Source organism: Gluconobacter sp. Dm-62 (assembly GCF_018256155.1).
Lineage (GTDB): Bacteria > Pseudomonadota > Alphaproteobacteria > Acetobacterales > Acetobacteraceae > Gluconobacter.
Window position 1 is genome coordinate 96,557 of record NZ_JAERLY010000005.1, and the last position, 11,940, is coordinate 108,496.

The following is an 11,940-nucleotide window of genomic DNA, read 5'->3' on the forward strand; positions in this document are numbered from 1 at the left end:
TTTGGTGCCCCGATGTCAGGGCCTGTCCTGGTGTGAGTGAGGATTGGCCTGCGCTTACAGGCCGATGCGATTGAGGGGTTTGCCAGCCATGAGGTTCCGCTCGATCTGCTCAAGCGACACGCCACGCGTTTCGGGCACGAACTTCATCGTCACGAAAATGAAGACGAGGTTCAGGAGCGCGTAGAGCCAGAAAGTCTGCGCATTTCCCATTGCCGTGAGAAGCGACAGGAACGTGAGACCAACAATCATGTTGGTGCCCCAGTTGGTGAAGGTGGAGCATGCGATGCCGAAGTCACGCCCCTTGATAGGCTGCACTTCAGAGCACAGGATCCACACCAGAGGCCCGGCGGAAAATGCAAACCCGACGATGAAGCACAGCAGCATCGCAACAGCCGCGTAACGCGCCAGATCGCTGTTACCCGTGCCGAAATACAGCAGCATGCCAACCGTAAACATGCCGAGCGCCATCATGATGAAGCCCGCGATCAGCATGGGCCGCCGGCCCCAGCGATCGACATATCCAATGGCAATGAACGTGGAGAGCACATTGACCAGCCCCACGATGACCGTGCCCCACAGCGCAGCGCTGGTGCCAAAACCCGCCATCTCGAAAATATGCGGCGCGTAGTACATGACCACGTTGATGCCGGTGAACTGCTGGATCGCCTGAAGGGCCACGCCCAGATAGACCGCCCGGCGGAAATTGGGGTTTTTCTTGAACAGCGTGTAGCCACCGTCGGACTGCGCAAGCTGCTCGCGGATCTCGACGATCTCATCGCGGGCATGCGCATCATTGCCGCGCAAACCGTGCAGAACGTCGAAAGCCTCGTCATGCCGGCCCCGCAGAACCAGCCAGCGCGGGCTGTCCGGCAGGAACAGCACACCGATCAGAAACAACACTCCGGGAACACCCACGATCCCGAGCATCCAGCGCCACGACCCCGAATAAGCGAGCAACGCATCGGAAATGAACGCCACCAGAATGCCCACCGTAATCATGAGCTGATAGACGGAAATCAATGCGCCACGATGCTGCTGATGGGCGATTTCCGAGATGTAAAGTGGCGCGGTAAAGCTCGCGACACCGATCGCCAGCCCGAGGACGACGCGCCCGCCAATCAGCAGGGCGACAGATGGCGCCAGCGCGCACATCGCCGATCCGGAAATGAAAAGCAGTGCCGAAATGATCAGCAGTTTTTTGCGGCCCAGAATGTAGGACAGGCGCCCGCCACACAGCGCGCCCAGCGCTGCCCCGACCATCATGCCGGAGACAATGCACTCCTTGCCGAAATCATTGACCTGAAACTCAACCCCGATGAATTTCAGCGCTCCGGATATGACACCCAGATCCAGCCCGAACATCAGACCTGCCACCGCAGCCAGTGTGGCTACGAGGGCACTTCTGCCGTTGAGTGAAACGCGCGGAACGCTCTGTACAACGCCAACGTCACTCATGACCATCTTCCTCTTCTTGATCTTCTTGCATGATCGGAAGAAACACTTCGGCAGACATGGATTCCGAACCCTGCATGGATGCCGTTACTTGGATATTTGGACTTACATATTCGGGTAATTCGGGCCGTCCCCGCCCTGTGGCGGGGTCCAGACGATGTTCTGGGACGGATCCTTGATGTCGCAGGTCTTGCAGTGCACGCAGTTCTGGAAATTGATCTGAAAGCGCGGCTTGCCCGCATCTTCGACAATTTCGTAAACCCCGGCCGGGCAGTAACGCTGCGCCGGCTCGGCATAGACCGGCAGGTTCACCGTGATCGGAATATCAGCATTCCGAAGCTTCAGATGGCAGGGCTGACCTTCATGATGGTTGGTAAACGAAAACGCCACATTGGTCGTCCGGTCAAAACTGAGCTTCCCATCCGGCTTCGGATAGTCAATCGGCGAAAAATCCGCTGCCTTCCCCGTCGCCGACGCATCGGTCTTATGATGATGCAGGGTTCCAAACAAAGGCGCTCCCGTTACGGACGCCGTCCACATATCCAGACCGCCCAGCACAATCCCGCCCGCCAGTCCGAATTTTTCCCAGAGCGGCTTGACGTTCCGGACGGTCTTGAGATCGCTGGCAACCGGCCCTTCTCTCAGAGCAGTTTCATAAGCCGTGAGTTCATCGCCGCTCCGCTCCTCCCGGATTGCCGCATGAGCAGCTTCGGCAGCGTGCATTCCCGAATAGATGGCATTATGGCTGCCCTTGATGCGCGGAACATTCACAAGTCCCGCGGAACAGCCCAGCAGCGCACCGCCGGGGAAAACGACTTTCGGGATGGATTGCCATCCCCCTTCCGAAATAGCGCGGGCGCCATAAGCAATCCGCTTTCCGCCTTCCAGCAGTCCAGCCATCAACGGATGATGCTTGAAACGCTGGAATTCCCGGTATGGGTCGAGATAGGGGTTTTCGTAGCTCAGATGCACGACAAACCCGACACAGACCTGATTGTTGTCCAGATGGTAAACGAACGCGCCACCACCGGCATTGCGCCCCAGAGGCCAGCCCATCGTGTGCACAACCGTGCCGGGTTTGTGCTTTGCCGGGTCCACCTCCCAGATTTCCTTGAGGCCAATCCCGAATTTCTGCGGGTCCTTACCGTCCGACAGACCGTAACGCTTCATAACCTGAAGCGCTAAAGATCCCCGCGCACCTTCGGCGATCAGCACATACTTTCCTGCCAGGATCATGCCGGGTTCGTAGTTCTCTCCCGGCGTGCCATCAGCGTTCCGCCCGAACTCGCCCGCGATCACGCCCCGGATTTCGCCTTTCCCGCCATACACAAGTTCACTGGCCGCCATACCGGGGAAAATCTCGACGCCCAGCCCTTCTGCTGTTTCGGCAAGCCAGCGGCAGACATTCCCCAGCGAGACGATGTAATTGCCGTGATTGTTCATGAAAGGCGGCATGAGCCAGTTGGGAAGACGTGTCTGGCCCTTCTCACCCAGAACATAGAAGCTGTCCGTCTCCACCGGCACGGTGATCGGCGCGTTCATCTCCCGCCACTCCGGCAGCAGGACGTTGAGCGCGCAGGGATCAATGATCGCGCCGGAGAGGATGTGGGCGCCAACCTCGGATCCCTTGTCCAGCACGACGACGGACAGGTCCGGGTCTAGCTGCTTGAGACGGATGGCAGCGGACAGGCCTGCGGGTCCAGCGCCGACGATGACGACGTCATAGTCCATGCTTTCGCGTTCAATCGCCGTCATGACTTTTCTCCCTGTCCGCACGTGATACCGAGGCTGCGCATGATCAGATCTTTGCTGTCAGTTCGGGCAGGATGGTGAACAGGTCCCCAACCAGCCCGTAATCGGCAACCTGAAAAATCGGGGCATCCTCGTCCTTGTTGATCGCAACAATCACGCGGGAGTCCTTCATGCCCGCGAGATGCTGGATGGCGCCCGAGATGCCGACCGCGATATAAAGGTCCGGCGCCACGACTTTGCCGGTCTGCCCGACCTGCCAGTCATTGGGCGCATAGCCCGCATCGACCGCCGCGCGGCTTGCGCCGACCGCAGCGCCAAGCTTGTCCGCAAGAGTGGTAATGGCGTCGAAGTTTTCCTTCGACCCGAGGCCACGTCCACCAGAGACGATAATCTTGGCGGATGTCAGGTCCGGGCGTTCGGATGCGACCGTCTTGTCCTCGACCCACTGTGACAGGCCGGGATCAGCCGGAACGCTGGCGGCTTCGACGGAGGCACTCCCGCCGCCCTGTGCAGCCGTGAACGCCGCTGTGCGGACCGTGAAGACCTTGACGGGATCGGATGAACGGATCGTCTGGATCGCATTGCCCGCGTAGATCGGACGCTCGAAAGTGTCCGCGTCCTGAACGGCTGTCACTTCAGACAGGACCATGACGTTCAGGAGTGCTGCGGCACGCGGCAGCACGTTCTTGGAAAATGCCGTCGCACCCGCTGCGATGTGGCTGTAGTCTTTGGCCAGCGAAACGATGAGCGCGCTGACGGGCTCGGCAAGGCCATGCGCCAGAGACGCATCATCCGCCACGAGCACCTTCGACACACCCGCCAGTTTCGCCGCCTCGTCGGCCGCTGCCGCGCAGTTCTCGCCCGTGACGAGAAAATGCACATCGCCCAGCGTGGCAACCGCTGTCAGGGCCTTGGCGACCGTATCCGTCCCAAGACGCCCCTCATTGACTTCGGCAAGTAGCAGAACAGACATCAGAGGACTCCTGCTTCATTCTTCAGTTTGGACACCAGCTCATCGACAGACCCGACCTTCACCCCGGCCTGACGCTGCGGTGGCTCAACTGTCTTCAGAACAGTCAGACGCGGGCGAACCGCGACGCCGAGAGTGTCGAGCGACACCTCTTCAAGCGGCTTTTTCTTGGCCTTCATGATGTTGGGCAGCGCCACATAGCGAGGCTCGTTGAGACGCAGATCCGTTGTCACAACGGCGGGAAGATTCAGCCTGATGGTCTGAAGACCACCATCGACCTCACGCGTCACGAGTGCAGACCCGTCCTCAACCGTCAGGGCCGAAGCAAATGTGCCCTGCCCCCAGCCCAGCAGAGCGGCGAGCATCTGGCCGGTCGCGTTCATATCGTTGTCGATGGCCTGCTTACCCGCGATCACCAGGCCCGGCTGTTCGTTCGCGACAACCCTGCTCAGGATCTGCGCCACTGCGAGCGGCTCCAGATCCATATTCACGTCATCCGTTGCTGTGACGAGAATGGCGCGGTCCGCTCCCATCGCAAGAGCAGTCCGCAGCGTATCCTTCGCCTGCGCAACCCCGATGGAGACGACGACCACTTCTGTCGCCACACCTTTTTCCTTGAGACGAATGGCCTCTTCGACCGCGATTTCGTCAAAGGGGTTCATGGACATCTTGACGTTCGCCAGATCGACGCCAGACCCATCCGGCCGGACGCGGATGCGGACGTTATAGTCGACGACCCGTTTCACAGGGACGAGGATCTTCATGATACTCTCCGTTCTCAGCAGATATCGCGGAAGCGCTGTATCATCACATCCAGCACTTCGGCCGGATCGCGCTTCCACCAGTTGTTTGCAGAAAAAATCTCGACTTCGCAGAACCCGTCATATCCCGCGCGCTCCACCCCCGCGCGCAGACCTCTCAGATCTGCCACGCCGTCCCCCATCATTCCGCGATCCAGCAGAAAATCCGTCGTGGGAACCAGCCAGTCACACAGATGGAACCCCATGATGCGCGTCCCTGCCCGTTCAAGCTGGCGGGGAAGATCGGTGTCCCACCACACGTGATAGACATCGACCGCCACACCCAGCGTGTCGGAATTGAGAACGTCGCAGATATCCAGGGCATCACGCAGCGTCGGCAGGCAGGACCGATCCCCGCCATACATCGGATGCAACGGCTCCAGAGCCAGCTTGACGTCCCGTTCGGACGCATAATCCAGCACCGCAGAGAGACGATCCGTGACAATATCGAGGCTCTCCCTGACGCCTTTGGTGCCGGGTTCAACGCCGCCCACGACGATGGTCAGGATCTTTCCTCCCAGATCAGCGGTCTCGTCGATGGAACGATGGAAATCATCCACGACCGCCTGCCGTCCGTGTGGTGCCAGAGGCCCCACGAGAAACGGTGAACGGCACAGCCCCACGACCTCCACTCCGGCCCGCCGGGCGTACTGCCCGATGGCCGAAGCCCGGCCCTGAAGTTCCGGACGCCAGAAAACGATGCCGCCGATGCCACGCTCGGCGCAGGCGTCGATCATCCGTTCAGCGGACCATCCAGCCCCTGCCCCCGGCATATTATGGCCAAGGGTCGCGGTATTCAGGGCCAGCGCGGAATGATCATGGGTGAAGTCGCGCATCAGTCAGCCCCATAGAGCGACAGAAGCGAATTCATGCGGCGGACGGCCAGTTCCGGATTACGGAGCAGGCCGCAGCCATCCGCCAGCCGGAAGATCTCCGTGAAATACGGCAGCGGCCGCATGGACTGCGCACCGCCCAGCATGATGAAGTGATCCTGAAAGCCGTTCAGCCAAGCCAGGAACACGACGCCCGTTTTGTAATACTGGGTCGGAGCCTTGAAGATCACCCGGGCCAGCGGAACCGTGGGATCCAGCGCCGCGCGGAAGGCGGCCTTGTCGCCTTCGCCGAGTTTGCTCACCGCATAGGCGGCCAGCGGCGCCAGCGGATCGAACACGCCCAGAAGCGCGTGGCTGAAACCCTGCTCGTCGCCTTCGATCAGTTCCGGATAATTGAAGTCATCCCCGGTATACATTTTCACGCCTGCCGGAAGCAGACGGCGCATCCGGATTTCCTTGTCCTTGTCCAGAAGGGAAATCTTGATGCCGTCGACCTTGGAGACGTTCTGCCCGATCATCTCAAGTACGGTTTGCAGAGCCTCGTCGAAGCTGTTCGTGCCCCAGTATCCGGCCAAAGCGGGATCAAACGCCTCACCCAGCCAGTGCAGGACGACTGGCTCGTCACAGGCTGAAAGAACTTCGCGGTAGACGCGCAGATAATCCGCCGGTCCCTTCGCGACCCGGACCAGCGCCCGGCTCGCCATCAGGATGATCCGGCCACCAACCGCCTGAATGGCTTCGACCTGTTCCAGATAGGCTCGGATGACCGCATCCACATCCCGCACGCCTGCCGGGTCCAGATGATCGGTGCCACAGCCATTGACGACATCGGCATCCGGCAGTTCCGCCTTCGTGCGGCGGATCAGTTCCAGCGCCATCGGCCAGTCCAGACCCATGCCACGCTGGGCCGTGTCCATCGCTTCGGCGATACCGAGCCCAAGATCCGCAAGGTGGCGGCGGAACGCCATCGTCTTGTCCCAGTCGATGGTACCGGGGCCGGACGGCGCGCTACCCGTATAGGGATTGGCGACGACATGGGCCGCCGAATAGACGATGCGGGCGGGATTGCGCCCCAGCACACCTGTCGGTGCGGGGGTTCCGATCAGGTGATAGTCCGTCTTCCGGCCGGTTTCATCGGGAAGAATGATTTTCATGACCGTTCTCAGAAACGCGGCACAAGCATTCCGGCATCCGCCGAAATCACCTGGCCTGTGGTGTAGGGAAGTCCGCCCGAAGCGAGGGTTGCGATGATGCCGCCCATGTCCTCGGGCTCGCCGACGCGCGGCAGCAGGGTCAGTCCGTCCACAGCACGCTGGCGGTAGTGCTCGATCACGGCCGCTGTCATGTCGGTCGCGATCAGACCGGGCTGGACGTCATAGACCGCGATGTTTTCCGGTCCGAGCCGGACGGCCAGAGCCTTGGACACCATCGCCGCAGCCGCCTTGGACGCGCAGTATTCAGAGCGCTGGACCGCTACGGCCGTGGCGTTGGAGGACGTTACATTCACGATGGAATGAAACACCCCCTCGGGCCGCGGACGGGACAGAAGCAGCTTCGCAAAAGCCTGCGAGAGAAAGAACAACGCCTTGGTATTTACCGTCAGGCACCGGTCCCAGCTTGCCTCGCTCACATCCAGCAGGTCACCGCGCTGGAGAACGCCGACACCCGCATTGTTCACGAGCGTTGTCAGCGGCCCGAGCTTGGCCTCAACCTGCGCCAGCCGCTCCGCATGGACAGACAGATCCGTGATGTCGAACGGGAGCGCCATGACGGACGCGCCAGTTTCAGACAGACGGCTGACGGCGGAACGCAGTTCCTCGTCATCAAACGGTCCATTGACCGCTAAAGCGAAGCCCCGTTTCGCCAGAGCCTGCGCCGTCGCGAAACCGATACCCCGTGAGGAACCGGTGACGAGAGCGACCTGTTTCATGCCCGTGCGCCTTTACGGAGCAGTTCACGCGCGATGATCATGCGCTGGATCTGGTTTGTGCCTTCATAGATCTGGGTGATCTTGGCATCACGGTACAGACGCTCGACCTCGAAGCCACGGATATAGCCCGAGCCACCGAAAACCTGCACGGCATCGGCCGTCCGCGCCACCGCCATGTCACCGGCAAAGCACTTGGCCATGGAGCACGCGCGCGTCGCATCCTGCCCACGATCGATCTTCGTGGCCGCTGAATGGACCAGAAGCCGTGCGGCCTCAATGTCCTTGGCCATGTCGGCCAGAAGCCACTGCACGCCCTGAAATTCGGAGATGTGCTTGCCGAACTGCTTGCGCGTTCCGGCATAATCCACGGCCGCTTCAAGCCCGGCCTGAGCAATCCCGACGGCCAGTGACGCAATCCCCACGCGCCCCTTGTCGAGCACGCTCATCATCATGTGGAAGCCACGGTTCATCTCGCCCAGCAACGCATCACTGCCCAGACGGACATCCGAGAAATCGAGCGCGCCGACCTGGCTCGCCCGCTGGCCCATCTTGTGTTCCTTGGGGCCGCGCTCGACGCCCTTGGCATGCAGATCCACGATGAAAATGGACATACCGCGGTTGCCCGCTTCCTTGTCGGTCCGCGCCAGGACAAAGCCCGTATCGGCGACCGGCGCGTTATGGATCCAGATCTTGCCGCCGTTGAGGACCCAGCCGTCGCCATCGCGCACGGCGGTCGTACGGATACCGGAGACGTCCGTACCAGCCTCGGGCTCCGTGATACAGTAGGCGACCTTGCGCTTCATGGAGAGGATGTCGGGCAGCATTTTCTGCTGCTCCGGCGTTCCGTGACGGACCAGAAGCGTGGAGATCAGCTCCACCAGACCGCACTGGTCGGCCACGCTGGCATAGCCACGGGAGAGTTCTTCCATCACGACCGCATAGGTCAGCGTATCGAAGCCCGGTCCGCCGAGTTCTTCGGGCACAGCAATGCCGAACAGGCCCAGCTTGCCCATTTCTTCATAAATTTCTGCTGGGAAGCGCTCTTCGCGGTCCAGCGCCTCTGCGGCGGGACGGATGACGTTATCCACGAAAGACCGTGTCGTTTCGCGGACTTCTTCCTGCATTTCGTTCAGAAACATAGCCGACTCCACATAAGTAACTAACTAGATGGTTACTATTGAAAATTGTTAAAGACTACGGCTTTCGCCACACTCACCGATCAATCATTATTGAAGCTTTCCGAGCCGGTCCTAGCGAACCAGTACGGCTCTGAAATCATTGACGTTTGTCCCGGTCGGACCCGGCACAAACAGGTCTCCCAGCGCCTCGAACGCGGTATAGGCGTCGTTCTCCATCAGGATATCCGTGGGGTTGAACCCCTGCTCCCGCAGGCGTTCCATGCTGACGCCATCCGCGAACGCCCCAGCGTTGTCTTCGGAACCGTCAATCCCATCGGTATCCGCCGCCAGAGCCGAGAACGGCAGCCCTTCCGCCGCCAGCGCAAAGGCCAGCAGGAACTCGGTATTGCGACCACCCCGACCACCCTGCCCGCGTATGGTGACGGTGGTCTCTCCGCCCGAGAGAATGACGACAGGGCGCCGGAAAGGCCGCCCCCGCAGAATGACTTCCCGTACCAGAGCGGCATGCACCTTGGCGACGTCCCGGGATTCCCCTTCGATCGCGTCCGACAGGATCACGGGATAAATCCCCGCCTGCCGCACCTTTTCCGCCGCAGCTTCCAGCGACAGATGTGCGGAGGCGATCACGTGCACCTCGTTTCTGCTGAAAATCGGATCGGTCGCGAGCGGAGCACGCCCTTCTTCCCCATCCAGCCAGGATTGGATCTTTTCGGGCAGACGCAGCTTCCACGTCTTTGCCAGACGACGGGCATCTTCCCGCGTCCCCAGATCAGGCACGGTTGGCCCGGAAGCCACCTGTGCGGGATCGTCAAACGGAACATCCGACACCACGAGAGACACGACTTTCGCCGGTGCCGCAGCCGCGGCAAGCCGGCCGCCCTTGATGCCCGAGACCTGCTTACGGATGCTGTTCATGACGGAAATCGGCGCACCGGATGCGAGCAGGACGCGATTCAATTCGGCCTCGTCCTCAAGCGTCATGCCCGGCGGCGGGGATGGCAGAAGAGCCGACCCGCCACCACAGATGAGAGCCACGACGAGATCGTCCGGTCCCAGCCCCTTCACCGCCTCGAAAAGCGCCTCCGTGGCTTTCAGGCCGGCTTCGTCCGGCACCGGATGCGAGGCTTGCAAAACGCGGATGGATTGCGTCGGGCAGACATTGCCGTAACGCGTGACCACCACGCCGCTGAGTGGTCCTTTCCAGACGCGCTCGAAAGCCGCGGCCAGCTGGGCCGCGCCTTTTCCCGCGCCAACCACAACCGTCCGTCCCTTCGGGGGCTCGGGCAGATGTGCCGCCAGGATCTGCTCCGGTTCGGCCGCGCCAACGGCGGCGTCGAAGAGTCCTGTCAGAAACATGCGGTCCTGAAGCATCATGGTCAGTTCCTGTCTGTCCGTCTGGCGCGAGGGGTGAAGGTCACAGGGGCAGTCCCATGGGTTCATCCTGGAACAGGGCCGCGTCCATGTCCTTCAGATCGGGCGAGACTTCGAGGTGAGCCGTTGCCTGATCCAGAATGTCCCGCTGCAAGTCGATCCCCGGCGCGATTTCAGTGACCGTCAGCTTGCCACCCAGCAGCCTCAGAACGCAACGCTCCGTCACATAAGTGATCTCCTGGCCGGTTTCGGTGGCACGGGCTCCAGAAAAGCTGACCTGAGACACTTCAGGCACGATCTTGGCGATCTTGCCTTCCTTGTCGATCACAAGACGCCCGTCCTCGATATGCATTTTCGCCCCGGCATTGAAATTGCCAGAGAAGATGATGCGCTTTGCCCGCGCCGTGATGTCCACGAACCCCCCGGCCCCCGCCGTACGATGAGGCGTAGCGGCGAGACGGCTGACATTCACCGAGCCGTTCTGTCCGATCTCAAGAAAGGACAGCAGGGAGCAGTCGAAGCCGCCTGCCTGAAAATAGGAGAACTGGTGAGGCGATGCGACAAAGGCCTCGGCGTTACTGGCGCAGCCGAACTTGAAGTCCAGCAGGGGAATACCGCCCACGGCACCCTGCTCGATCACCCAGGTCACCGCGCCGTGGCGGCCCTCTTCCAGTAGGATACGAGGGACGTTTGCGGAAATGCCGAAGCCGATATTTACCGCCCAGCCCTGCTTCAGTTCCTGCGCCACGCGGCGTGCCATGACTTTGGATGGTCCGAAATCGGGGATGTCGAACGTCGAAAGCGGGCGGAAAATCTCGCCGGAAATGGCGGGATCGTAAGCCGTGGCGGTTGTCTGGAGTTGGTCCGGGGCCTCGACGATCACATCGACCAGAATACCCGGAACCTTGACGTCATGTGGCTTCAGAGTGCCCTGTGCGGCCACCCGACGGACCTGCGCAATCACGAGGCCACCGTTGTTGTGCGCCGCCAGCGCCATTTCCATGGCGCCGAGCGTGGCCCCTTCCTGCTCAAACGTCAGGTTGCCGTTCTCATCTGCCGTCGAGCCGCGGATGATGGCCACATCCGGACGCAATGCCGGGAAATACAGCCAGTCTTCGCCCTCAAAATCCATATGACGAACGAGCGGGTTCAGCCGTGCCGTCTCGTTCATCGCGCAGCCATCACGCTTCGGGTCCGCGAAGGTATCAAGCCCGACCTTGGTCAGCACGCCGGGACGCTTTGCGGCCCCTTCCCGCAGCATGTCGAAAATCACGCCGGACGGAACGTTATAGGCGGCCAGATCCTCCGCCTGAATCCGCTGCCAGATCAGTGGTGGCTCGGCATTGCTCGGCCCCGAAGGATAGGACCCGCCAATAATCTTCGTGATCATGCCCGGACGGGCGAGATGGTCCACGCCCTTGGTACCGAACATGTCGCCCGCGGCAATCGGATGGATGGTCGTCAGCTTTGCCGGTGATTTCGTTGCCTCGAAACGCTGCCCCAGTGCCTCGAGAACCGCGTCAGGACACAGAAGTCCCGAAGACGAATTGACGGCAACCATGGCTCCGTCCTTGATGAGGCTCACAGCCTCGGCCGCTGTCCTGACTTTCATCATGTTCCAATGCCTTTGTATATAACTAGTTAGTTACTATAATTCCGAATAAAAAAGCCCGGCCCGACAGCACGGCTTTTC

Annotated in this window: 10 protein-coding genes; all 10 read right to left on the reverse strand. The window is 61.0% G+C overall.

The window, feature by feature from the left end; translation table 11 throughout:
• Positions 1-54 precede the first annotated feature (54 nt).
• Positions 55-1,455 (reverse strand): sugar porter family MFS transporter, encoded by a 1,401-nt coding sequence (locus JK202_RS07680; protein WP_211559831.1) that lies wholly within the window; start codon positions 1,453-1,455, stop codon positions 55-57.
• Positions 1,456-1,557: 102 nt separating this feature from the next.
• A complete protein-coding gene (locus tag JK202_RS07685) occupies positions 1,558-3,207 on the reverse strand; it encodes an electron transfer flavoprotein-ubiquinone oxidoreductase (protein ID WP_249199789.1) in 1,650 nt (549 codons plus the stop codon).
• A gap of 43 nt (positions 3,208-3,250) precedes the next feature.
• Positions 3,251-4,177 (reverse strand): electron transfer flavoprotein subunit alpha/FixB family protein, encoded by a 927-nt coding sequence (locus tag JK202_RS07690; protein WP_211559834.1) that lies wholly within the window; start codon positions 4,175-4,177, stop codon positions 3,251-3,253.
• Positions 4,177-4,938 (reverse strand): electron transfer flavoprotein subunit beta/FixA family protein, encoded by a 762-nt coding sequence (locus JK202_RS07695; RefSeq protein WP_211559836.1) that lies wholly within the window; start codon positions 4,936-4,938, stop codon positions 4,177-4,179. Before JK202_RS07695 ends, JK202_RS07690 begins: the two co-directional genes overlap by 1 nt.
• A gap of 14 nt (positions 4,939-4,952) precedes the next feature.
• On the reverse strand, positions 4,953-5,810 hold the full coding sequence (locus JK202_RS07700) for a sugar phosphate isomerase/epimerase (RefSeq protein ID WP_211559838.1): 858 nt from the start codon (positions 5,808-5,810) through the stop codon (positions 4,953-4,955).
• The gene (locus JK202_RS07705) at positions 5,810-6,961 is read right to left on the reverse strand and encodes a dihydrodipicolinate synthase family protein (protein WP_211559840.1); all 1,152 of its coding nucleotides are present in this window, start codon (positions 6,959-6,961) and stop codon (positions 5,810-5,812) included. The genes JK202_RS07700 and JK202_RS07705 overlap by 1 nt, the downstream gene beginning before the upstream one ends.
• Before the next feature lie 8 nt (positions 6,962-6,969).
• Positions 6,970-7,737 carry a 3-ketoacyl-ACP reductase gene (locus JK202_RS07710; protein WP_211559842.1) on the reverse strand — a complete coding sequence of 256 codons (768 nt, stop codon included), beginning with the start codon at positions 7,735-7,737 and terminating at the stop codon, positions 6,970-6,972.
• Positions 7,734-8,876: an acyl-CoA dehydrogenase family protein gene (locus JK202_RS07715; protein WP_211559844.1), complete on the reverse strand. Its 1,143-nt coding sequence runs from the start codon at positions 8,874-8,876 to the stop codon at positions 7,734-7,736. Before JK202_RS07715 ends, JK202_RS07710 begins: the two co-directional genes overlap by 4 nt.
• Before the next feature lie 111 nt (positions 8,877-8,987).
• Complete coding sequence (locus JK202_RS07720) at positions 8,988-10,250, reverse strand: glycerate kinase (protein ID WP_211559846.1); 1,263 nt, start codon at positions 10,248-10,250, stop codon at positions 8,988-8,990.
• Between the two features lie 40 nt (positions 10,251-10,290).
• On the reverse strand, positions 10,291-11,862 hold the full coding sequence (locus JK202_RS07725; RefSeq protein ID WP_211559848.1) for an acyl CoA:acetate/3-ketoacid CoA transferase: 1,572 nt from the start codon (positions 11,860-11,862) through the stop codon (positions 10,291-10,293).
• Between the last annotated feature and the right edge of the window lie 78 nt (positions 11,863-11,940).